Annotated in this window: 26 protein-coding genes; 24 read left to right on the top strand and 2 right to left on the bottom strand. The window is 33.0% G+C overall.

The genetic code is table 11. The features are described 5' to 3' along the window. The 3 genes from ACS604_RS17055 to ACS604_RS17045 form a co-directional block, all read left to right on the top strand. On the top strand, nucleotides 1-2,808 hold a 2,808-nt coding region (locus tag ACS604_RS17055; RefSeq protein WP_474772347.1), incomplete at its 5' end, for a DUF3990 domain-containing protein. Next, on the top strand, nucleotides 2,809-3,123 hold the full coding sequence (locus ACS604_RS17050) for a hypothetical protein (protein ID WP_474772346.1): 315 nt from the start codon (nucleotides 2,809-2,811) through the stop codon (nucleotides 3,121-3,123). 11 nt (nucleotides 3,124-3,134) lie between these two features. Next, a complete protein-coding gene (locus ACS604_RS17045) occupies nucleotides 3,135-3,665 on the top strand; it encodes a hypothetical protein (RefSeq protein ID WP_474772345.1) in 531 nt (176 codons plus the stop codon). Between the two features lie 54 nt (nucleotides 3,666-3,719). On the opposite strand, the gene ACS604_RS17040 is transcribed toward ACS604_RS17045, so the two are convergent. Both ACS604_RS17040 and ACS604_RS17035 read right to left on the bottom strand, forming a co-directional pair. Beyond that, nucleotides 3,720-4,370: a tetratricopeptide repeat protein gene (locus ACS604_RS17040; RefSeq protein WP_474772343.1), complete on the bottom strand. Its 651-nt coding sequence runs from the start codon at nucleotides 4,368-4,370 to the stop codon at nucleotides 3,720-3,722. A gap of 14 nt (nucleotides 4,371-4,384) precedes the next feature. Further along, the gene (locus ACS604_RS17035; protein ID WP_474772342.1) at nucleotides 4,385-5,572 is read right to left on the bottom strand and encodes a tetratricopeptide repeat protein; all 1,188 of its coding nucleotides are present in this window, start codon (nucleotides 5,570-5,572) and stop codon (nucleotides 4,385-4,387) included. Nucleotides 5,573-5,704: 132 nt separating this feature from the next. On the opposite strand from ACS604_RS17035, the gene ACS604_RS17030 reads away from it, so the two are divergent. From ACS604_RS17030 to ACS604_RS16930, 21 genes are read left to right on the top strand one after another with little or no spacing between them, the layout of a single operon-like run. Next, nucleotides 5,705-5,968, top strand: coding sequence for a flagellar biosynthetic protein FliQ (locus ACS604_RS17030; protein ID WP_005299465.1), 264 nt, complete (start codon nucleotides 5,705-5,707; stop codon nucleotides 5,966-5,968). Between the two features lie 5 nt (nucleotides 5,969-5,973). Next, nucleotides 5,974-6,705 (top strand): flagellar biosynthetic protein FliR, encoded by a 732-nt coding sequence (locus ACS604_RS17025; RefSeq protein WP_474772340.1) that lies wholly within the window; start codon nucleotides 5,974-5,976, stop codon nucleotides 6,703-6,705. 18 nt (nucleotides 6,706-6,723) lie between these two features. Then, on the top strand, nucleotides 6,724-7,797 hold the full coding sequence (locus ACS604_RS17020; RefSeq protein WP_474772339.1) for an EscU/YscU/HrcU family type III secretion system export apparatus switch protein: 1,074 nt from the start codon (nucleotides 6,724-6,726) through the stop codon (nucleotides 7,795-7,797). Between the two features lie 3 nt (nucleotides 7,798-7,800). Then, on the top strand, nucleotides 7,801-9,870 hold the full coding sequence (locus ACS604_RS17015) for a flagellar biosynthesis protein FlhA (protein WP_474772338.1): 2,070 nt from the start codon (nucleotides 7,801-7,803) through the stop codon (nucleotides 9,868-9,870). After that, the gene (locus ACS604_RS17010; protein WP_474772337.1) at nucleotides 9,867-10,592 is read left to right on the top strand and encodes a flagellar hook basal-body protein; all 726 of its coding nucleotides are present in this window, start codon (nucleotides 9,867-9,869) and stop codon (nucleotides 10,590-10,592) included. The genes ACS604_RS17015 and ACS604_RS17010 overlap by 4 nt, the downstream gene beginning before the upstream one ends. A gap of 1 nt (nucleotide 10,593) precedes the next feature. Continuing rightward, the gene (locus ACS604_RS17005; protein ID WP_192835036.1) at nucleotides 10,594-11,349 is read left to right on the top strand and encodes a flagellar hook-basal body protein; all 756 of its coding nucleotides are present in this window, start codon (nucleotides 10,594-10,596) and stop codon (nucleotides 11,347-11,349) included. A gap of 1 nt (nucleotide 11,350) precedes the next feature. Beyond that, nucleotides 11,351-12,037 (top strand): flagella basal body P-ring formation protein FlgA, encoded by a 687-nt coding sequence (locus ACS604_RS17000; protein ID WP_474772336.1) that lies wholly within the window; start codon nucleotides 11,351-11,353, stop codon nucleotides 12,035-12,037. Beyond that, on the top strand, nucleotides 12,030-12,605 hold the full coding sequence (locus ACS604_RS16995) for a flagellar basal body L-ring protein FlgH (protein ID WP_005299448.1): 576 nt from the start codon (nucleotides 12,030-12,032) through the stop codon (nucleotides 12,603-12,605). The genes ACS604_RS17000 and ACS604_RS16995 overlap by 8 nt, the downstream gene beginning before the upstream one ends. Then, the gene (locus tag ACS604_RS16990; RefSeq protein ID WP_474772334.1) at nucleotides 12,602-13,705 is read left to right on the top strand and encodes a flagellar basal body P-ring protein FlgI; all 1,104 of its coding nucleotides are present in this window, start codon (nucleotides 12,602-12,604) and stop codon (nucleotides 13,703-13,705) included. The genes ACS604_RS16995 and ACS604_RS16990 overlap by 4 nt, the downstream gene beginning before the upstream one ends. A 9-nt stretch (nucleotides 13,706-13,714) precedes the next feature. After that, complete coding sequence (locus ACS604_RS16985; RefSeq protein ID WP_474772333.1) at nucleotides 13,715-14,059, top strand: hypothetical protein; 345 nt, start codon at nucleotides 13,715-13,717, stop codon at nucleotides 14,057-14,059. Next, complete coding sequence (locus ACS604_RS16980; RefSeq protein WP_005299439.1) at nucleotides 14,059-14,460, top strand: flagellar basal body rod protein FlgC; 402 nt, start codon at nucleotides 14,059-14,061, stop codon at nucleotides 14,458-14,460. The genes ACS604_RS16985 and ACS604_RS16980 overlap by 1 nt, the downstream gene beginning before the upstream one ends. A gap of 4 nt (nucleotides 14,461-14,464) precedes the next feature. Further along, complete coding sequence (gene fliE / locus ACS604_RS16975) at nucleotides 14,465-14,761, top strand: flagellar hook-basal body complex protein FliE (protein WP_474772331.1); 297 nt, start codon at nucleotides 14,465-14,467, stop codon at nucleotides 14,759-14,761. A gap of 9 nt (nucleotides 14,762-14,770) precedes the next feature. After that, a complete protein-coding gene (fliF, locus tag ACS604_RS16970; RefSeq protein ID WP_474772330.1) occupies nucleotides 14,771-16,117 on the top strand; it encodes a flagellar basal-body MS-ring/collar protein FliF in 1,347 nt (448 codons plus the stop codon). Beyond that, the gene (locus ACS604_RS16965) at nucleotides 16,118-16,543 is read left to right on the top strand and encodes a hypothetical protein (protein ID WP_312825248.1); all 426 of its coding nucleotides are present in this window, start codon (nucleotides 16,118-16,120) and stop codon (nucleotides 16,541-16,543) included. It abuts the gene before it with no gap. Beyond that, complete coding sequence (locus ACS604_RS16960) at nucleotides 16,536-17,231, top strand: FliH/SctL family protein (RefSeq protein ID WP_474772328.1); 696 nt, start codon at nucleotides 16,536-16,538, stop codon at nucleotides 17,229-17,231. The genes ACS604_RS16965 and ACS604_RS16960 overlap by 8 nt, the downstream gene beginning before the upstream one ends. After that, the gene (locus tag ACS604_RS16955; RefSeq protein WP_353156986.1) at nucleotides 17,224-18,576 is read left to right on the top strand and encodes a FliI/YscN family ATPase; all 1,353 of its coding nucleotides are present in this window, start codon (nucleotides 17,224-17,226) and stop codon (nucleotides 18,574-18,576) included. Before ACS604_RS16960 ends, ACS604_RS16955 begins: the two co-directional genes overlap by 8 nt. Then, on the top strand, nucleotides 18,573-18,974 hold the full coding sequence (locus ACS604_RS16950) for a hypothetical protein (protein ID WP_312825244.1): 402 nt from the start codon (nucleotides 18,573-18,575) through the stop codon (nucleotides 18,972-18,974). Before ACS604_RS16955 ends, ACS604_RS16950 begins: the two co-directional genes overlap by 4 nt. A 10-nt stretch (nucleotides 18,975-18,984) precedes the next feature. Then, nucleotides 18,985-19,623: a hypothetical protein gene (locus ACS604_RS16945; RefSeq protein ID WP_312825243.1), complete on the top strand. Its 639-nt coding sequence runs from the start codon at nucleotides 18,985-18,987 to the stop codon at nucleotides 19,621-19,623. A 10-nt stretch (nucleotides 19,624-19,633) separates the two neighbouring features. Further along, nucleotides 19,634-20,047, top strand: a complete 414-nt coding sequence (locus tag ACS604_RS16940) for a flagellar hook capping FlgD N-terminal domain-containing protein (RefSeq protein WP_005299414.1) — start codon at nucleotides 19,634-19,636, stop codon at nucleotides 20,045-20,047. 5 nt (nucleotides 20,048-20,052) lie between these two features. Then, complete coding sequence (locus ACS604_RS16935) at nucleotides 20,053-21,210, top strand: flagellar hook-basal body complex protein (RefSeq protein WP_353156991.1); 1,158 nt, start codon at nucleotides 20,053-20,055, stop codon at nucleotides 21,208-21,210. A 1-nt stretch (nucleotide 21,211) separates the two neighbouring features. Next, nucleotides 21,212-21,946, top strand: coding sequence for a FliM/FliN family flagellar motor C-terminal domain-containing protein (locus ACS604_RS16930; RefSeq protein WP_474772325.1), 735 nt, complete (start codon nucleotides 21,212-21,214; stop codon nucleotides 21,944-21,946). Nucleotide 21,947 lies beyond the last annotated feature (1 nt).

Raw genomic sequence — 21,947 nt, 5'->3', positions numbered from 1 at the left:
ACCGAGCAGAAAAAAGAAGGCGGTACAGGTGCAGGTACAACGCTGTATACCTACCTTGCAGATAAGGCGACCCTCGACAAGACGGTGATGACCCCAACCTCAGGTTCCATCCAGACCACCCAATATGCTTATGAATGGTGGGACAGTGCCAAGCAAAGCAAAATCACCACCACGGTAGATGGCTTAAAAGGTGAAACCAGCCTGAGCTATAACATCAACGGCCACCTAAGCGGTTTTGTTGATGACAAGAATGCACAGAATACACGATTAGCAACTTACATTAACAACTCACAAGGGATGGTGTTACAGCGAAACGAATGGCTCAATAGCAGCATGAACCGTTACCGTAACTTCTACTATGTCAACGGGCAGCGTGTCGGTGACTTGAGTAACGATGGTCCATCGCGTGAAGACTACGTACAGAACCTGCAAAGCAACCGTGCGACAGCGACTCAGGCCAAGGACTTTAAACCGATTTCATCGGCGGACTTTGACCAGAACTTTGAGCCGATTAATGCGCAGTATCCATCGAGTGCAGCGACCAGTTATGTGGTGAATAACGGGGATACCTTACAAAGCATCGCGTTGTCGGTTTGGGGTGATGCTTCGATGTGGTACATGCTGGCTGATGTCAATGGCTTGAGTGCGACGGACAAGTTAACTGCGGGACAGGTATTAACGGTTCCGAACAAGGTCACCAACATTCACAACAACAGTGAGACGTTCCGGCCTTATAATCCGGGAGAGGCGATTGGGAATACCCAGCCGACGGTACCGAGTCCACCACCGCCACCGAAGCCGAAGAAGAAGTGTGGTGGTATTGCCCAGATTGTAATGATCGTGGTGGCCGTTGTCGCTACCATATTTACAGCTGGAGCCGCATTAAGTGTTATTGCTCCTGGAATGAGTCTATTTGCTGGTGGCTTAAGTGTATTGGCAGGAACGAGTAGCTTGGGGATTGCGGGTTCCATGGCTGTAGCTGCAGGTGCAGCAGCTGTGGGTAGTGCTGTATCTCAACTGGCAGGTAAGGCCATGGGGGTAGTGGATAGTTTCTCTTGGTCACAAGTGGGTATGTCAGCGCTAACTGCAGGTGTTACTGCAGGGGTGGGAGCGGGCGTAACTAATTTAGCAAAAAGCTATAGCTGGGCTCAGACTGCGGCAAAAGCAATTAATGCTGTTCAAAACGGCCAAGCGAGTTTTACTCAGGGAATTGGCGTTGCTGCATATAATGGTGCAGTTAACTATGGGGCAAATTATATTACTAATCAGGTATTCGGCAATAATCAAAGTTTTAGTTGGGCGGCAGTAGGTTCATCAATTGCTGGTTCTGTAGCTGCTACTGGGCTAGGTTATACAGGTGTATTCAATAAATTAGGTGCAGTAGCTGGTAATTATGCTTCCGGAATAGCGGGAGCAAATATAGCATCAGCTATTGATGACAAGTGGTTTGGTGGAGCGAAACCGGATTACTTAAATGTATCGATGGCAGCAATCACCAATGCAGGTGTACGTCAGTTTGGGGAGAGTTCTAGCTCAAGTCAATATAAATCCAATATCACTGTCTATAACCCTGCGACAGGTGAGCGTACCGCTTTGGAAAATACCCCATCACTTTATGCATATAGTGGCGGTGAATTCATTGATGATTTGAGGAATTTTAACTGGTCTGGCATCCGTGATGGGATTAGAGAAGAGTTCTCTGATTATATGGCAAACAATAATCGAGAAAGTATGGCTTTAATGATGGGAAGGAATAGTGATGTTACACAACTACCTCCTATCAAAGTTAAAGCTACCGAAAATCCTAATATCGTTTATGCGCTCGGTGGTGTAAATAGTACTTACAACATGACAGCAGCATTAGCTGGTCTTCAACAAAAAGCAATGAGTCAAAGTGCTGAAGTTCGTCCTTTAAATGGATTTGATGCGTTTTATCAAACAAAAGTAGGAAGTTACATAAACGCTTATAAAACGGGAGGAGTAAATTTATATAAAGGCTTATATACAATGGTTCGAGAAACCATATATACCTCATATGATGTGAGTATAGGTTCTATTGTAAGGGATATAAATCCTCATACTAAGCCTGCGAGTTGGTTTGCACAATCGTTAGATTCAAAGGGAGTTTATTCTACAGGTAAAACGGTTGTTCAGAATGTAACACTTGGAGCTGTAGATGGTTTCTTAGATCCATTTAGAGCATTGTACAGTAATGATTATAATAAATTTGCAGAGTCTTTACCTGCTTTTTCAGCCAATATTTTGGGTGGGAAAGCAATACAACCAGCACCTAAACCTATTGAATACATAAATTTATATCATGGAACTTCAAAAACATATGCTTCTGATATTAGAGTATCTGGGATTGATATTACCAAATCGAAAATGACCAATGATTTTGGAGAGGGTTTCTATTTGACTTCCTCCCGTGATGATGCTCTTAGTTCAGCAACTATGGTAAATAGTATGGATAACATTGATATATTAGAATTCCGTATTCCAAAAGATAAATACAATGATTTAAATCATCTGGAGTTTAAGTCTCCAAATAGAGAGTGGCAGGATTTTGTAATTTTAAACAAAGGTGTTAACAATTATATTGATAGAAATGGAAATACAATACCATTTTATAGACCACCTCAAGAATGGAGTGTGAAACTCGAAGATTATGATCTAATCTCTGGTCCTCTATTTAGAAGAATTAACTCGGAAGGAAAAATGTTACACTGGGAAGATAGACAGCCCCAAGTTGTTGTCCGATCATCTTCGTCAGCATGGTTGTTTAATCAGTATATGGTAGATAAGTAAATGACAGTGTTAAATGTTGGTGATAACCAAGAAATAATCCATTTTTTTATGGGGGTCAAAGCTCATTTTGAATCTATTTTTAAAGATTCGGAATTTGATACTAATTATCTAATTAATTGTTATTATTCAAAATTCTCAGATAAGATGTTTGCGGAAAAGTATAGTTTATTACCTGAGAGCCAAGAGCTATGGGAACATTGGGGATATTTTGAGGTTGCTCTTAGAGTTTATTATTATGAGGTTTTAAAACATAAACCAGATCAACTAGCTTTTATTGAATGGTTGAATGATTTTATAAAAGAGCATAGAGCATAGGAACTTTAAGTATGGCTGTCTTAATAGAAGGCATTTCAGTTATCATCCGTAATGACTCAATTTTGAATAAAATGAATAAGGGAAGTTCTGAATTTATCGATTTGGTTAAAAACAAAGTTTGGACATCAGATGGGGAATTAATTTGTGTTTATTTTATGACACCTATAGATGCTAAGAACTATGTTGATGTTTTGATTGATAAAGGGCTAATTTTTAAAGACTTTAAGGGGAATGCTGTTGATATAGCTATTGTTGATCAAAGACAAGGAAAGTTAACAAATTGTAGCTGGACGATTTGTGGTTATTTGGACTGGGAAGAGGATGAAAATAAACCAATATTGGTATGCAGTTTATATTCTTCAAAAAGAAGAGAAATCCTAGTTCCAGATGGTTGGGTATATGAAACCTCACTAACTTCAAAAGGTTTATTTATTTCAAATAAAAATAGAGGAGAAAATTATAAATTTTTAAAGAATATAGATAATAAAGATATTTTTATAGATCTATTAACAGGTAATGAACACTTTGTAAAAAGATATTAAATAGAAAGAAGAAGTAAATCTAAATTTACTTCTTCTTGAAATATTTTATTGGAATCAATGAGGTCCATTATCTTCATCAATAGTATCTAAATAAGCACCCAAAAACCCTGTTAATGTTTTGTGTTCAGTAGTGGTGTTAGTTTGCTCGGCCTGAGTTTCAGTAAAATGATTACTATGAGCTATATCTTGATTATTCGATTTAGGAATAGATGAATTTTGAGCTGCATTTTCAATTTGAGCGATTACACGTTTAATATCATTACTTAAAGCATCATTTGAACAAACAGCAATTCCTTCTTGGAAATGATGAATAGCATTAGGGATTTGCTCTTTAAATAAAGCTAAATAGCCAAGTGAAAATGCTGTAAGGGCAGGATCATGTGAACTTAGAGATAGGCCACTAAAAATTTGCTCAGCTTGTAGCATTTGCTGAGTTTGTAAATATAAAAGGCCGAGCTGAAATTGAGCGATATCAAATGTTGGATTAATTTCAACAGCGTGCTGTAAAGTTGTGATTGCCCGCTCAAATAGACCAATTTCTGCATATTGCATAGCGAGAAAATAACAAGCAGCCCCATGATCAGGTTGGATATTTAATAATTCAGTTAAATAACGAATAGCAGAATGAGTATCTCCATGTTCACTTGCATGGATTGCAAGTTTTAAAGTTTCATCTGCATCAAAAGGAGATAAGAAATTCTTCATTATTGTCTTCTATTTTAGTTTAAATGTTTTTGAAAGTTTGGATGATTGTTTAACCAGTCTTGGACCAACACTTGACCTGAGCTTTCGCTACTTGGAGCTCGTTTCATCAAAATATTGTTCATTTTTTGTTGAGCCGCATCTGCTTGGTTTGAATTATTCAATAAAACATATTCAGCATACTGTGCTGCCATACTGTGTTCATCAATATCATAAGCCTGTTGAATGAGTTGTTTCGATTTTGAAGTGTTATTTTTCATCGCCTCAACAACTGCTAAGCCCCCATAGCTATCGGCAAATTCAGTATTTAATGGTAAGGAAATTTCAAAAGCTTTTTCAGCATTAGCAATATCCTGCTTAAGGATATAGCACCAAGCTAATACATGCCATGTACCAACGTGATTATTCATATATTCTACGGCTTTAAGCAAATGCTGTTCAGCTTTCTCAAGATTCATTTCGTAAAATTCGAGTTGACCAAGACCAGACCATGCACGTCCTGCTTGAGGATAATGTTCTAAAATTAAATTAAAAGTGTTTTGTGCAGCAGAAATACTTCGTTCATTAAGTTGTACTTCACCCAATGCTAATAGGGCTTCAAACTGATAAGGGTTGATAGCTAAAGCTTGTTGAGCTGTTTCTTTAACGTTTATGTAATCTGAAAAATTATTATTCGTTTCATATTGCAATAACGCAAGGTTACCTAATGCTTCAGCATGTCTTGGATTTAAATTAATAGCATTTCGTAAAGACGCTATTGCTCCAGCAGGTTGTTCTAAATGATGTAATATTCTCGCATATAACACATAAGTATCTGCTTCTACTAATGCAGAAGAACTCATTAAGGGTTGTAATGTTAAATATGCTTGCTCGTATTGATTCATATAGAGTTGGGCATAAGCGAGATTGTGTAATACAGTTGTATTTTCAAACTCAGTACCTAAAACATGTTGGCTAAAATTGATAGCTTCTGGAAATTTACCTAACTGTAAACTTACTAAGCTAGCCATGCGGTTTACTTGAGGATCACTAAGTTGTTGTTCTTTTATGTGGTCTAACATATGGTGAAGTACATCAACATTATTGACTATTAAAGCAGACTCAAAAATAGAATTAATTAAGTGACCGTTTTGAGGGTCCTGCTCTAAAAAACTTAACCAACGTTTAAGTTGTTCTTCACGTTCGAAATCATTCGTTGTTATCATAAAATTAAAACACCTGCTTTTTATAATTATAGAATAAGATAAATATATGAAATTGAGAAGAAATAATATTATTAAATATATTTTTTTGTTTGAATGTTTCAGCTAAAATGTGCCCACTGTGGAGTACATGTAATGAACCAAGATCAGCTCTTATATTTATTAAAAGAAACATTATTAACAACAGCAATGGTCGCAGCACCATTATTATTAGCAATCATGATTGTTGGGCTATTGGTAAGTATTTTACAAGTTGCCACTCAAATTCAAGAAATGACTCTAACATTTATTCCAAAACTTATTGTTTCAGTGGTGATGCTATTGGTTTTAGGAGGGTGGATGATAAACCACTTGCGAGCTTTCGCAGTTGAAATGTTTCTAAAAGCAGCCAATTTTTAAACTATATGTTCGGTTTCCTTGAGTTTACGACAGTTCTCTTATTGTCATTACGTCTGCTTCCAATTTTTGTAGTTATGCCTTTAACTATTTTTACTCGTGCACCTATATTTTTTAGACTTATCATTGTCTTGGCAATCTCAGTTATTTTGTCTGGATTAGTTCCGATTGAGCATAGTGTAATCACAATTTCCTTGATCGTAAGTGAATTTCTTTTAGGAACAGTTCTTGCTTTTGGGTTTCATACAGCCTTTGCAAGTTTAGATTTGGTTGGAAAGTTGCTGGATTTACAAATTGGTATTAATACAGCGGGTGTTTTTGATCCTTCCTCTAGTCATTTAAATGGTGTCATTTCAGATTTGCTCATTGCCATCGCTGGAGTTTTATTTTTTATACTTAATTTGCATTACACCTTATTAAATGGATTGGTTGCATTATTTAGGGTGGTACCTTTAGGATCTTTTAACTTCCAGTTATTAAATATAAAAAAACTAGTCAGTTTAATGGGAGAGCAGTTTATTTTTGCTTTTATTATATTGTTACCTGTCATTTTAGGGGTGTGGTTGGTAGATGTTGCTTTCGCCATAATGTCTAGATCAATGCCTCAAGCTAATATTTATTTTTTGGCTCTCCCAGTTAAATTTATTGCTGGTTTGGTTTTGCTGATGTTAGCTATGCCAATGATTGTCCAGAATGTACCTCGACTTTTTGATGAACCTTTAAAACTGATTCTGTTTTAAAGATCTGGGGTTAAAATAATGGAAGATCAACAAGAAAAATCTGAACAAGCTACACCTTATAAGTTAGAGCAAGCTCGGAAAAAAGGTAATGTACCTAAGAGTATGGATTTACTTTCTTTTGTAGTAATTTCAGCTTTCCTTGCAGGCTTCATAGCATTATCAGGCGATATTGCTTCAGAAATATTCAGGCTTACTCAGTGGTGGTTAGGTCATACAGATATTTTAGTTCAAAACAACTTAGCAAGTGTGCATTATTGGGCAAACAAAAGTGTATCTAAAATATTAAATGTACTTGCTCCATTAATTTTAATCATTATGGTTTTTGCTGTCGCTATAAATCTTGCTTATAGTGGTTTTGTTTTTTCTTTCGCAACTTTAAAACCTGATTTTAAAAGATTAGATCCTGTAAAGGGACTTAAGAAAATATTTTCTAAGCGGATGTTTGTTGAGGTAGTTAGAGTTATTATCAAAGGCCTATTATTTTTTGTGGCTACATATTTTTCAATACTTTATATTGTCCACCAATTAATGAGCAATCTAACAAGAACTCCTCAATCAATCGTATTATTCTTTAGTAAATCTATAGTTGTCTTGGTACTCAGTTTACTAGCTGTAATGGCAATTTTTGCAATTTTTGATATGTGGTATGCCAAACGAGAATTTTCACGTCAAATGCGTATGAGCCATAAGGAAGTTAAAGATGAATATCGTCATAGAGAAGGTAGTCCAGAATTAAAATCAAAGAGACGTAGAAACCAGCAAGAATTTTTTAATAAGGTGAAAGCAATTTCTCAAGTTAAAAAAGCTGATGTCGTTATTATTAACCCTACTCATTATGCAGTTGCATTAATTTATAAACCTGAAAAAATGCATGCACCTATTGTTTTAGCAACAGGAACAGGTATGCTTGCCTTGATGATTAAACGGGTAGCTCGTAAGAACCAGGTGCCAATATTACATCGGCCAGTTGTCGCAAGATATATTTATGCCCATTGCGTAGTTAATCAATCAATACCAGATGAAATACATCATGATGTGGTTGATATATATCGCTGGGTCATAGCATTACCAAATTCGAAGTTGAAGTTTTAAAAGATGATTGATAAAAATAAATTGAAATTCGAGTTTTATAATCTCGCATTAGTGATTGGGGTAATAGGTATTTTATTGGTACTATTTACTCCAGTACCTACGTGGTTACTAGATTTTCTGTTATTAACAAATTTTACAGTAGCTTTAATTATTTTGTTATTAGCACTTGATACAGAAAAACCGCTAAGTTTCTCAACTTTCCCATCGTTACTGCTCATTACAACACTATTTCGCTTAGCATTAAATATCTCATCAACTCGCTTGATTTTAGATCATGCTGATGCGGGTAAAGTAATTGCTGCCGTTGGTAACTATATGGTGGCTGGGAATCTAGTAGTCGGTTTTGTTGTTTTCTTTATTTTAATTATTGTTCAATATATTGTTATCACTAACGGTGCTCAGCGCGTTGCAGAAGTTGCAGCTAGATTTACTTTGGATTCATTACCTGGTAAACAAATGAGTATTGATGCTGATCTAAATATGGGATTAATTGATTCAGATGAGGCAAAGTTACGTAGACATCAATTAGAGCAAGAGTCAAATTTTTATGGTGCTATGGATGGTGCTTCTAAATTTGTTAAAGGTGATGCGATAGCAGGTGTTGTAATCATCATTATTAATATTATCGGTGGACTATCGATTGGTATGCTTCAAAAAGGCATGGGATGGTCTGAAGCTTTACAGCACTATTCACTATTAACAATTGGTGATGGAATTGTTACCCAAATTCCATCATTAATAATTTCAGTTGCTGCAGGTATTATTATTACACGTGCAGCTACCGATACTAAATTAGGTCAAGCATTAGGTAATCAGTTTTTTGCTTATCCTCAAACGATCATTGTGGTTGGTGTAGCGTTAATTTTAATGCTGTTTTTGCCTGGTCTACCGGTTTTGCCAATTTTAATGTTGCTTATAATATTAGCAGTAGCGGTTTGGTATTCTATTAAAAATAAGAAAAATCAAATTAACAGTAATGCAGGCGAAAATGAAACTGAACAAGGGAAATTAGAGCAAAAAGATCTAAATACTCTAAAGCCTGCTCCATTTGAGTTAAAAGTAAGTGCCAATTTAGAGCCTTTTATTTTGGATAATGCAAGTTCTCTTACTCAAAGATATGCTAGTTTACAGAAACAGCTTTCATTGGATTTAGGTGTTTTTCTGCCTAAGTTATCGATTAATGTAGATAAAAGATTAGCAGAAAATCATTATCAAATTCTCATTTATAGTGCTGTAGTGGCAAGGGGGAGTGTCAACTTTTTAAAGGTTTTAGCGATTAATTCTGGCAATGCTTCGATGAGTAGTATTCAAGGAGATGAAACTAAGGAGCCTACCTATGGATTACCTGCACTCTGGATTGAAGATACTCAGAAACAACAAGCACGTACCTTAGGGTTTACTATTGTTGAGCCAGAGACTGTAATTGTGACCCATCTATCAGAAATTATTAAACGCTATTTAAGTGAGTTTCTAACACGAGCAGAAACTGAAAAATTAATACAACTCCATAGAGATAGTATGGGAACCTTGTTAGATGAACTTATTCCATCTGTTCTAACTTATTCTGATATTCAGCGTGTCTTACAGTTATTGTTAAAAGAGCAGGTAAGTATAAAAAATATGGAGAAAATTTTAGAAGTACTTATTGATATTGGGCGTATTAATAAAGTACCTGAGGATTTAGCTGAAAAAGTTAGAGAAAGATTAGGGTCTATTATTTATGAGAAATTCTTGAGTAGCGATGGAAATTTACAGGTTATGACAATTGCTCCTGAAATTGAGAGTCATATGTTGGCTATGGTGCGTGTAAATAATGAAAGTATCTTACCTCCGCAATATATTGATAAATTTCTTAGAGGGATTGTAGAAGAAACAGAAAAACAATTAGCAAATAATGTGCAACCAATTTTATTGTGTTCACCTTCTATTCGTAGACCTCTTCGTGCCATGATCTCACGAGCCATTCCGCATGTGGAAGTTTTGTCGATTTCTGAGTTGGGGCAGTATGTGCAAGTTTCTTCAGCTGGAATTATTTCTATTCCAGAATTTCATGCAATGGAGATGAGCGCATGACAGATCCGATTATGCAATTGTCTCAAGTTATTCAGCAAGAGTTTAATGCTTTAAAAACGGTTTCACAGAATACAGCAAACGTTAATACGGTTGGTTATAGAAGCGAAGGAGTGTTTAGTACCTTAGCATCGCCATTATCAAATAATAGAACTTTTTCTGATATAGAGCAGAGGCAGACTTTATCCTATATTAATTCAAACAATGGATCATATGTAAATACAAATCGAGCGCTAGATTTTGCATTATCAGGTAAGGGGTGGTTTGTCGCTTCGAATAAGGATGGTTTTTTAATAACGCGTGATGGACATTTTCAAGTTGATAAAAAGGGTTACTTATTAACGCAACAAGGTTTAACTATTTTAGGTAAAGAAGGACAGCCAATTATTATTGATGAAAAAGATTTAGATTCATTAAAAGTTGATAATAAAGGTTATATGCATGGTTTAAATAATGATATAATATTAAACCAAATTTTAGTAGTGCATGCTGAAAGTAATGATATTAAGGCAGAGGGTAATGCCTTATATTCAGCTTCGCAAGTAAGACAAATAGACTCTAATGAGTATCAAATATTTCAGGGGAAATTAGAGCAGTCAAATACGATAATGAGCCAAGATATGGTGAAAATTATGGAATTATCTCGGCATATTGAAAGCTTACAAAGAGCTGTAAACACTTACGATAATTTGTTAGATAGTGGTATTAATCAATTAGGAAAATAAGATGATTGACGCAATAAGTATTGCAAACTCTGGATTAGCAGCGCATCAAAAATGGTTAGATACGATTTCTAGCAATATATCAAATATGCAAACTATGGGGTATAAAAAAGAAACTGCTCAATTTTCTAACCTTATTGCTACAAACAATATTAATAATACTGTATCTCAGCAAGGCATCGGTGTTTCTTTGGAGAATACTTATACTGATTTTAAAAATGGCGATGTGCAAACCACAAATCAGCCTTATGATTTCGCTATACAAGGTAAGGGTTTCTTTGAAATTGAGCAACCTGATGGAAGTTTAGCCTATACTAGAATTGGGCAGTTCCATGTGAATTCCGATGGCCAACTTGCATTAGCAAATGGTCAAGTTCTAACAACAGATATTCGTATTCCACCTGATGTTGAGCGTGTGAAATTGTCTGCGAATGGTATTTTAAGTGGTAAAGTAATCGGTACGGGCGAAGAGTTAGAACTCGGTAAAATAGAGTTGGTAAATTTCAATAATGATAGTCAGCTTAAAAAAATGGGTAATGGTCTATATTTACCGACACAATTAAGCGGTGAGCCACAATATGGCGAAATGAATACAGAAGGTATGGGGACGGTTTTACAAGGGCATTTAGAAATGTCAAATGTTGACTTAGTGAGTGAGATTTCTAATTTAATTATGGCGCAGAGAGCCTATCAATTAAATGCAAGAGTATTACAAGCGGGAGATCAAATTATGGAAACAATTAATAATTTGAGACGTTAGAATGGGTTTTAGGCTATCGCTTATATTTTTATTGATTATTTCTAGTTCTACAAAGGCATGTTTACATTCAAGTTATGAACAACTTATTGTAAATGCGAATAGATTAGTCTCAGAAAAAATAGAAAGTGATAGTGAGTTGTCATCTCAGCTATTTCCCTTATTTAATGCTTCTAATCATTCGTATTCTCAACTTAAGCTTATCACTTCTATTTATCAGCCTAGAGTCGGGTTTGAAGTAATCGATTGTGATCCTAAGAGTGATACACAGAAGTTAAAAATCTTATGGTTTCGTCCAGAAATTAAAATTAAAGCTTGGGTATTTAAGCAAAATGCGATGCGTAATCAGTTACTTTCACAAGTTGAAATAAATTATGAAGATGTTGATCTCATTAAATTTAAGGTAACTAAGGAGGCGTTAGCTGTTGGACCGTTTGATGAAAATATATGGATTAGTGAAGCAGTAAAAATTAATACTCCCATTCTAAAAAAGAATTTAAAGGTGGCTCCTATGGTTGCTAGGAATCAATCAGTTAAGGTTGTTGTAGTTGCTGATAATGTTGTAATTGAAACAAAAGGTGTAGCACAACAATTTGGGCAGTATTTGGAAAAAGTGAGTGTACGTTTACCCATTAACAATCAGCTCATTAGAGCTACAGTTATAAAAGAAGGAACAGTTAGAATTGATTAATAAAATTGTTCTTATGATGAGTATCTTGTTAACTACACATCATGTGTTTGCACAAACTAGTTTAATTGATACTGAGAGTTATCAAGCTTTAACAAGTGATAGGCGTGCAATTAATGTTGGTGATATCTTGACTGTTCTTGTGGCTGAATCTACTTCAGCCAAGTCATCAGTAGGTACTAATGCCAAGAATAAAACAAATTTATCTTTTTCGGCAAACACTCTAACTGCTAAGGCAGATGCTGGTCTCGGAATGGAAGGCGGCGCAAGTGGTGAGGGTAATACATCAAGACAAGGCCAATTAAAAACAGTTGTTTCTGTGCAAGTTGTAGAAAAGCTAGCAAATGGATATTTAAAAGTAATAGGTAACCAAGAAGCTATTATCAATAATGATAAACAGCTTATTCAAGTAAGTGGTTATGTAAGACCAGATGATATTAGCTATGATAATACTATTTATTCGTACCGTTTAGCCGATGCTAAAATTCAAATTAATGGTAAAGGTGTAGCAAATGATGCTCAAAAGTTAAGTGTTTTTTATAAGCTTTTTCATTGGTTAAGATTAATATGAAAAGAATATTAATTGGTTTAATTGCTTTAGTTAGTTTAAATGCTGCTATTGCTGCTGGAAATATAGTTAGATTAAAAGATTTAGTTCGCGTACAAGATAATCGAGAGCATGTATTAATTGGGTATGGATTAGTTGTGGGGTTGGCTAGAAGTGGCGACTCAGATCGAAATAGTACAACTAGGCAAGCATTAGTAAATACATTGAAGCATTTCAATGTCAATATTAATGAACATGATTTGAATTCGCGTAATACAGCAGCCGTGATGATAACTGCGAAAATGCCACCATTTAGCGAAGTAGGTGATAAATTCGATGTAGAAGTATCTTCTATAGGCGATGCTCGGAGTTTGTTGGGAGGTACTCTAATATTAACTCCGCTATATGGGCCTGACAATAAACTATATGCCTTAGCTCAAGGGCCACTAGCTACTGGAGGTTATGCTTTTGAAGCTAATGGAAATTCTTTCCAAAAAAATCATGCAACAGTTGGACGTATTCCCAAAGGAGCATATTTGGAGAAAACTGTAGAAAATGAGTTACCTCAAGATAAGTTGGTACTTATTTTAAATCAACCTGATTATACAACCGCAAATAGAATTGCTCAGGTTATATCTCGTCAAGGTGTAATGAACGTAAAAGTAGTACATGCGGGAAAGATAGAAATTTTTGTTAGTCCTTACACTCCAATACCAAATCTCATTGCAAATATTGAACGTTTAGAAGTAGAACCAGATCAAGTGGCAAAAATTGTAATTAATGAGAAAACGGGAACAATTGTTGCTGGAGCAAATGTACGTATTGGAGAAGTTAATATTTCACAAGGCAATTTAAATATTAAAGTAGATACAGAATATTTAGTTTCACAACCAAACTTTATTGGACGAAATTATAATAGCAATATTTCAACAGAAGTTGTTCCTCAAACAGATCTAAAAGTAACAGAGGAAAAAGCCAATTTTGTATCTCTGCCTAAGGGAGCAACAGTAGCTGGATTAGTTCAAGCTTTGCAGAAAATACACTTAAATACGAGAGATATGATTACAATTATTCAGGCAATTAAAGATGCTGGTGCTTTAAATGCTGACTTAGTGATTCAATAGAGGTGTTAAATGAATGATATTAGCAGTATTAGCAATACACTTTTAAGTGCTATGAATATACAAGATATGAGAGTTAAAGTTGCATCGACAAATATTGCAAGTTTTAATTTAGTAGATAAAAAAGGAATAAATTTTGACTATAAACGTTTATTAAAAGATATATCAACTCATAACTTAGATTATAATGAAGTAGATATTGAAAGATATAAATCTAATATCCCTAAAAGCTTAATAAAGCTAGATGAACAAACTTTTGAAGCAGTTTCAGCAAGTGGTCGTTATCAAGGTATCGCTGAAATGTTAAATAGGAATTATGGATTAATGCAATTAGTCATACAAGGAAAAGAAGTGTAATGCAATTTTCTTCCAATTTATCTATTCAAGACATTGTTTCATTTGGTTTAAAGCATGAAAAGGCTCGAGTTGAAGCTGCAAGTTATAATATGGCAATAGCTAATGTTGCTTTACCTAATAAAAAAGCAAATTCGGTCTTGCATGTGAAAACTAATCTGTCTTTTTTAAATGATATACAAAATAGTATTCATATAGAAAGTATACCGAACGCTAATACTAAAAGTGTATATGAACCTAGTCATCCCTTAGCTGATAAAATGGGAATGGTGTTTTATCCTGAGGTTAATACAGCGACAGAAATGGCTACCTTAGTTTCTGCAAGCAGAGCATATGATGCAAATATTCGTATTTTTAATACGATTAAAGATATGACAACTAAAGCATATGAGATTGGAAAATAAGTAAATGTATAGTCTTGAACCAATAAGCTTCGATAAAGTTACATCACTTCCAACTTTAAAAAGCTCTTTTGTTTCTTCTATGGAACCAAAACATTTAAGCTTTTTAGATATTCTGAATCGAAATGATGCTTTGTATCAAAATGCAACTGATAAAGTAATGAAATATGCAGCAGGTGAAAATATAGCTGTACACGACGTTATGGTTGCTATGGAAAATGCAAAACTATCGTTTCAATTTGCTGTTCAAGTAAGAAATAAGTTAGTTGAAAGCTATCAAGAAATTACACGTATGCAAATCTAAGCAACTAATTTGAGTAAGAAAGAGATGAATTTCTGGGGTAAAAAATCCGTTTTTTTTATAAGCGGACTATGCATTATTATTGTCGGTTTTATTGGTGCTTGTTGGTGGTTTTTGAAACCAACATATGTGCCTTTATTACAACAAAATGATAAAAATATTCAGGCAAATGTTATTAATATCTTATCTACATCAAATATTCCATATGTAATTAAGAATAATACAATTGAAGTGGAAGAAAGCAAAGTTGGTGAAGCAAAAATCGCTTTAGATAAGGGCGGGTTAAGTAATCCAGATACGGTTGGTTTTGAATTGTTTAATGAAACTGATTATGGTATGTCTGATTTTGCTCAAAAAATTAACTTTCAACGTGCCTTAGAGGGTGAATTAGCACGTTCTATTATGACTATGGATGGAATGAAATATGCTAGAGTCCATCTGACACCAGAAAAAGATAAAATATATGAGGTGGATAAAGCTACAGCTAAGGCATCTGTGGTTATAGAAACTTTAAATAATAATCGGTTAAGCAAAGATACTGTTGAAGGAATTCAAAATTTAGTTTCCTCTGCTGTTAATGGATTGGAAGCTAAGAATGTTGTACTTTTGAACCAACAAGGAGAAATTATTAGTAATAATTTAAATACTTCTTCTTCATTGAAGCGTTCAGATGATTTAGAAGCAAAAATAGAAAGTAAAGTAAGAAATATCTTATACCAGTCTTTTAATATCAATAAAGTCAGTGTCTCTGCGCATGTTCAAGTAAATTTTGACAAAAGAAAAGTAGTACGTGAAAAACCAATTTTATCTGATGCTGGAATCTTATTGTTAAAAAAGAAAGAAAGCTCTTCAACTACTTTAGGGGGAGAAAATACAAATTCTTCTCAAAAGGATAGTTCACAAGATAATGAATATGCCATTGGTAAAGAAATTTCAGAAATTGAATATGGTTCAGAAAGAATTAGTAATATCAATGTAGGTGTTATTGTTCCGAATACATTAGACTTTACACAATTACAGAATATTCAACAAGTTCTAGAGGCTGGATTGGGTATTGATAAAAAACGTGGAGATCGTTTAGTTTTGGTTAGCAGTATGGTTCCTGTACAACCCATATCTGATCAAAAGCCAAAAAGTGAATTATTAAAAGTTAATAATGAAAAAAATGATATAGTTGAAAGTAATCTATCACCATTTATGATTATTGTTATTTCTTCTTTAGGAATGATAGTTCTATTTTTAATTTTAAAGTATTTACGCAAAACTCCAATCAAAGGCGAAATTGAAACTGACTCCTTGTCAGATGAAGAAAGAGAGAAAATTCTAGTTAATTTAAAATACTGGTTGGGTAAAAATTAGATGAAAGATAAAGATATTGCTTTACGCAGTTGGATATTAAGATTTTCTAGTCTAACTTCTAATGAGCAAGAAAAAATCCGTCTAAACTTAAATGATTCTGAAGTCGAAAAATTAGATGAACTATTACAACAAGTTCAATCTCTTGGCATCGATTCTAAAAATTTATTCATTAAGGATTATATTGAAGCTGATTTGAAAGACTGTGACTCATATTCTGTATTATTAGATAAAATGATACAGAATATATCTCCAGTTTGGTGTGCTTTGATTGATGATAATCTTTTCTCAGAAATATCTTTAAAAAAAGATCATGCTTATTACAGAGAATATATTAAATATAAAGAAATATTTAATGAATTTGAGTTGGCACCTAAAATGAAGGCTTCTTTGACTAACTATTTTTATGAGAAAGTAATATATGAATGATAGTGATGTATCAGCTAGATTACAGAAAGTGATAAAAAGTGATAGAAAAGTCACTTTAGGTACTATAATTGAGAAGGTCATCACTCCAAAAGAAATCTTAAAAGTTGCGGAAATAAAAAATGTTGTACCAACAGAAAAAGAACAAGTGGAAGATTTAGTAGAAAAAGAATTATCTATTTTAAAAAGACAATATGCGGATGAATATAAAAAAGTCGTTGAACTTGAAAAGGCAAGACTAAAAGATATTCATGAGAAAAAAATGTTGTTACTGGAAAGTCAATTTAAAGCAAAAATAGATTCACTAACTTCGTGTATTGTTGAATTTACAAAGAAAAATGAGGTTTTAAATTCATCTTTAGAACTTATTGTAATAAAAACTATAGATGAAATCTTAAAGAAAATGACTATAGATTTGACTGAACATGAGGGTTTTATTGCAGAAATTATAAAGAAAGCTTTGGTTGAGTATAATTTGGGGGAGGGTTTTACCTTAAAAGTTAATGTACATGAGTATGAGCTAATTAAAAAAATTATTTCTGAAAATGTTTTTCTAGTAAATTATAATATAGTCGTTGAGAAAGATAATTCTTTAATATCTGGTCAGTATTCAATTGATCTAAAAGAATCTATGTTGGATATCGGGATTAAACAGCAATTTGATAAAGTTAGGCAATTATTAAATGACTGATAGTATAAATAATATTGTCGATAATATTCTTAAAAAATTAAATACCTCTTCCTTTTTGCAATCTTCAGGAAAAGTTAAGGAAATTAAAGGTGTGAGCATTGAAGCAATTGGCTTAAATGTTAGTATTGGTGAAATTGTAGAAATTATTCATCCTAATAAATTGAATAATATGTTTGCAGAAGTAATTTCTGTTGGTGAACAATCTTTTACTTTAATGCCTTTTGGTGATATTCATGGTTTAAATCTTAATTGTAAAATTATATCCTCAAAAAAAACAATTCAAATTCCTGTTAGTCTCAATATGCGTGGTAGAGTTTTAGATGCTTTAGGAAATCCAATTGATGGTAAATCTTTACCGGAAAATGTAGAGTTTATCTCCAAAAACTTAGTACCAATAAATCCATTACACCGAGTTCCTATTACTCAAAAATTAAATACAGGGGTTAAAGCACTAGATTTATTTACTCCAATTGGAATAGGGCAACGGATAGGTATTTTTGCTGGAAGTGGAGTAGGGAAAAGTACTTTATTAGGTATGTTGTGCAAATATGCAACTGCAGATGTGATTATTGTTGCTTTAGTTGGAGAGAGAGGAAGAGAGGTTACAGACTTTATTTCTAATGTACTGGGTGAGCAAGGTCTTAAAAGATCAATTATATATGTCGCTACAGCAGAGCAGCCAGCTGTTTTCCGAAGATTTATTGCTTATACGGCAACTACAGTAGCTGATTGGTATAGAGCAAAAGGTTTTAATGTACTCTTGGTAATGGATTCTATTACTAGATTTGCTTATGCTCAAAGAGAGATAGGTTTAGCTGCTTCTGAGCCAACTGGATTAAGGGGATATCCAGCTTCGGTTTTTTCTCAATTACCCCCTTTGGTCGAGAGAGGAGGAGCTTTACTAGGACAAGGTTCGATAACATCAATTTATACTATTTTAGTCGAGGGGGATGATTATAATGAACCTATATCCGATCATATGAGATCTATCTTAGATGGTCATATTATTCTTGATCGTACCTTAGCTGATAAAGGGCATTTTCCTGCAATCAATGTATTGAAAAGTATTAGTCGATTATCTAGCATTTTACATACGAATGAGCAAAAAAAACTTATTGCACAGTTAAAGAAATACTTGGCTTTATATAATGAATATTCTGATATGATTCAACTTGGTGCATATCAGTCAGGGCAAAATAAGCTACTCGATTGTATTATTCAATATAAACCAGAAGTTGATGAAACTTTAATTCAATTGGAGAATGAGCGTATAAAACCAGATAGTGTCTGGTTAAGAATGCAAAATATTATCACTAAAATTGATTCTTTAGGTGAAGAAAAATGACAATAGTTTCCAATTTAAAGAAAAGAAAAGAAATAATGAAAATTCTTCAGCATCAATATATGGCACTAAAAATAGAAGTGGGAGAGTTGAAGGAAAGAAAGTTGAAATTAGATTCCATGAAAAAAAATAATGAATATGAATATTTAGGTCTATTAGAAAACTTTTCTGAACTTAAAAAAAAATTTGGTCTTACATTAGATAGTCAAATTTATGAAGAAAATTTTATTGTAATCAATAAAAAATATAATGCTTATATTGAGAGTGACAAAGCTAGTATTGCTTTGTACGAGTTGTTAAATAAAAGATTAGATGCGTTGGTTCTTCATAAAAGAAAAGTTGATCATCTAAAAGATGCTATTGAAAAAGATGAATTAAATATACTTTTTGAAGATATTTGAGAGAAATAGAATGGAAAATATTAATTTTGATCATCGTTTAAAGACAATTTACGATGAACAAGGGGAAAGGTCAAGTATTGCCCCAAAACGAAAAAAGGAAAGTAGTGATTTTTTAAAAGATATTAAGGGAGACTTTAATGATAATGCAAAAAATGAAAAACTTACTACCCAAAAAAATAATATCGAAAAAAAGACGATGAATTTCTCTAAAATTTATGATTTTGGTAAAACAGCGGTCAACCATTTATCTTATTTGAATAGTATTGGAAATAATATTTCATATCAAAAGTGCAATTCTTTATTAGTTCAATATGAAGATTTATCTTATGAGTCATATGAGAATAGAGAAAATAACTTTATAAGCAAAACGTTAAGATTAGATCGACCTGATACAAAAATAGATTTTTCCTCAAAAAATGAAGATATATTTATGGAAAATCATATATCGAAATTCAATGCTTCTGTCAAGCAGACAGTATTTACTTCATCATTGTTGTTTAAAAAAAATATTATTCTTACAAGTTCTGAGATATTCATAAGAGATTATGATGGTGATCAAACTGAGCTTTTAGAAAATATTAAGAGACAACTACCTGATAATATTGATAGAATATGGCTTAACGGAAAGATGATTTGGTCTAAAACCTAAAGAGATAATTATGGCAATAGATGCTCTTGGTAATAGTTTAAATACTGCAAGTAGTGAAGTAAGTCGAAGTAATTTAAGTCAAAATGATTTTATAAAGCTATTTATGACAGAGCTTACTTTTCAAGATCCGCTTGAGCCTATTAATAATAGGGAATTTTTAGCTCAAATGGCTCAATTTACAAACTTAGAGCAAGCTAGGCTTACAAACGATAATATTAGTAATCTAGTTTCTATTAATGCAACCTTACAATCTTTAGGTATTATTGGAAAGCAGGTGGAAATTGTTACTAATAGTGGTGCAAATATAACAGGAACAGTTTCAGCTGTTAATTTTTCACCTGAAGGTTCATTAATTAGTGTAAAACAAGCAGATGGTAATTTTTTGACCGATATAAAACTATCACAAATTAAAACAGTAAGGTGATATAAGTGACTCAAGCACATTTTAATGGTGTAAGTGGTTTAATTGCATTTTCTACTCAATTAAATACTGTTTCTCAAAATATTAGTAATATGAATACACCTGGATATAAGGGCAAAGATAGTTTTTTAAAAGATGTTGAAAATAATAATGGTTCAGGTTTGGGCGTGAGTTATGAGGGTACAAGTACTAGAACAAAAAATGGTGACTCCAAACAAACAGGTAATCAAACAGATTTATATATTAATGGTAAAGGATATTTTATATTAAAGGACTCTAAACAAGATGTTTTTTATACAAGAGCTGGTCAATTTAAATTTGATGAAAAGGGTAGTTTAGTTGATCAGTCTGGTACTTACCATGTTATGGGATTTGATGGAGCAAGTTTAGTTGAGATTAATATAAATAATTATTTATCTTTGCCACCTGCACAAACTACTATACTTGATATTAATGGAACCTTAAGTACATCTGAGACTACTCCGTATAAGTTAAGTAATGTTAATATTTATGATGCAACAGGTTCTTTAAGAAAGTTAACTGTTAATTTTGAAAAACAAACTGGCGGCACAACAACCGTAGGTAGTAAATGGTCATATACCGTAATTGATGAGAATAATAAAACATTAAATACAGGGGTCATAAGTTTTACTTTAGCTGGGACTGTACAAGAACAATTTTTAGATGTTGATCTAGATTTTGATAGTGGTAAGCAAAAGATAAAGCTAGATTTAGGTGGAGTTAGTGTAGTTTCAGTTGGTAGTAGTAATATACAAGCTACAGCGACTGATGGAGGGCCTAGAGCTGGTATAGTAGGCTATAATTTTGGTGAAGATGGTGTTCTTGAATTAAGTTACAATAATGGTCAGAAGAAAAAAACAAATCAAGCTGTCGGATTAGCTAACTTTTCTGATGAAACAAAACTTGTGCAAGATCAAAATGCCTTTTTTCATAAACCTGAAAATATAAATGTCAAATATAGTAAACCTGATTTAGAATATTTTGGAAAAATACAAGGTGGATATATTGAATTAGCTAATATCGATTTAGCACAGGAGTTTGGTAATATTTTAATTATTCAAAGGGGATATCAAGCTAGTTCAAAAGTGATGAATGTGGCTAATGAAATGTTAGAGCAACTATATAATTCATCTCGTGGTGGCTAAGATGCAATATGCTTTAGGTTTTTTAACTAAGAAACAAAAAGAGCAGTTAATTAATAAGATTAACGAGCCAATTTATAATTGGTGTCAAGATTGGATAGAGCGTGAAAAGAAACCAACGATTTTTCTTAAAAACTTTTCTGATTATTATAAAAGTCTTGTAGCTAATAATGGCGTTTTTGCTATAGATGAAATAAATTCAGTATTTTTTTTAGTAAAAAGCCCAAATGATTTTTTGAAGTTTTTTTTTAGAGAAATAGGAAGTTGTCTTCCTTTAGATAATATATCAAATTTTTTAATTGAGAATGCAATATCTGATTTATTATATAAAATTGATAATAATAAAAAGGATATTGCTGAATTGAAAAATATAACAGATATAAAGTTTTTGGGAATTCCTGTTGTTATTGAAATTAATTTAGATTTTGGTAGTGTTGAATTAATATTGGATTCTAATATGCTTAAAAATAATAAGCTGTTAGATCAATTAGTTGCAGATAATATTTTAAACCCCGTTACTATTAATAATGAAGTTACTTCATTATCTATTAGTTTTCCATTAGATAAACTTTCAATAACTGACTTTATTGATTTACAAGTAGGTGATGTTATTAAATCGAAACATTCAATTGTTGATCCATTCAATGTAATGAGTGGAGATAAGGAAGTGGCTGTGGGTTTTTTAGGGCAATCAGAAAATCAATTAGCAGTTTTGTTAAGATCCAAAGAAGAGAAATAGA

The sequence above is a fragment of the Acinetobacter sp. Li1LvA2 genome (assembly GCF_056156705.1).
This window is presented reverse-complemented; position numbering and strand designations above follow the sequence as displayed.

Coding starts and splice junctions, on each gene's coding strand:
- ACS604_RS17005 (WP_192835036.1), top strand. CDS start 10,594: ATGATTGACGCAATAAGTATTGCAAACTCTGGATTAGCAGCGCATCAA.
- ACS604_RS16965 (WP_312825248.1), top strand. CDS start 16,118: ATGAAAGATAAAGATATTGCTTTACGCAGTTGGATATTAAGATTTTCT.
- ACS604_RS17020 (WP_474772339.1), top strand. CDS start 6,724: ATGGAAGATCAACAAGAAAAATCTGAACAAGCTACACCTTATAAGTTA.
- ACS604_RS17015 (WP_474772338.1), top strand. CDS start 7,801: ATGATTGATAAAAATAAATTGAAATTCGAGTTTTATAATCTCGCATTA.
- ACS604_RS17050 (WP_474772346.1), top strand. CDS start 2,809: ATGACAGTGTTAAATGTTGGTGATAACCAAGAAATAATCCATTTTTTT.
- ACS604_RS17030 (WP_005299465.1), top strand. CDS start 5,705: ATGAACCAAGATCAGCTCTTATATTTATTAAAAGAAACATTATTAACA.
- ACS604_RS17000 (WP_474772336.1), top strand. CDS start 11,351: ATGGGTTTTAGGCTATCGCTTATATTTTTATTGATTATTTCTAGTTCT.
- ACS604_RS16950 (WP_312825244.1), top strand. CDS start 18,573: ATGACAATAGTTTCCAATTTAAAGAAAAGAAAAGAAATAATGAAAATT.
- ACS604_RS16980 (WP_005299439.1), top strand. CDS start 14,059: ATGCAATTTTCTTCCAATTTATCTATTCAAGACATTGTTTCATTTGGT.
- ACS604_RS16955 (WP_353156986.1), top strand. CDS start 17,224: ATGACTGATAGTATAAATAATATTGTCGATAATATTCTTAAAAAATTA.
- ACS604_RS17045 (WP_474772345.1), top strand. CDS start 3,135: ATGGCTGTCTTAATAGAAGGCATTTCAGTTATCATCCGTAATGACTCA.
- ACS604_RS16985 (WP_474772333.1), top strand. CDS start 13,715: ATGAATGATATTAGCAGTATTAGCAATACACTTTTAAGTGCTATGAAT.
- ACS604_RS17035 (WP_474772342.1), bottom strand. CDS start 5,572: ATGATAACAACGAATGATTTCGAACGTGAAGAACAACTTAAACGTTGG.
- ACS604_RS17040 (WP_474772343.1), bottom strand. CDS start 4,370: ATGAAGAATTTCTTATCTCCTTTTGATGCAGATGAAACTTTAAAACTT.
- ACS604_RS16990 (WP_474772334.1), top strand. CDS start 12,602: ATGAAAAGAATATTAATTGGTTTAATTGCTTTAGTTAGTTTAAATGCT.
- ACS604_RS16930 (WP_474772325.1), top strand. CDS start 21,212: ATGCAATATGCTTTAGGTTTTTTAACTAAGAAACAAAAAGAGCAGTTA.
- ACS604_RS16945 (WP_312825243.1), top strand. CDS start 18,985: ATGGAAAATATTAATTTTGATCATCGTTTAAAGACAATTTACGATGAA.
- fliE (WP_474772331.1), top strand. CDS start 14,465: ATGTATAGTCTTGAACCAATAAGCTTCGATAAAGTTACATCACTTCCA.
- ACS604_RS16940 (WP_005299414.1), top strand. CDS start 19,634: ATGGCAATAGATGCTCTTGGTAATAGTTTAAATACTGCAAGTAGTGAA.
- ACS604_RS17025 (WP_474772340.1), top strand. CDS start 5,974: ATGTTCGGTTTCCTTGAGTTTACGACAGTTCTCTTATTGTCATTACGT.
- ACS604_RS16960 (WP_474772328.1), top strand. CDS start 16,536: ATGAATGATAGTGATGTATCAGCTAGATTACAGAAAGTGATAAAAAGT.
- ACS604_RS17010 (WP_474772337.1), top strand. CDS start 9,867: ATGACAGATCCGATTATGCAATTGTCTCAAGTTATTCAGCAAGAGTTT.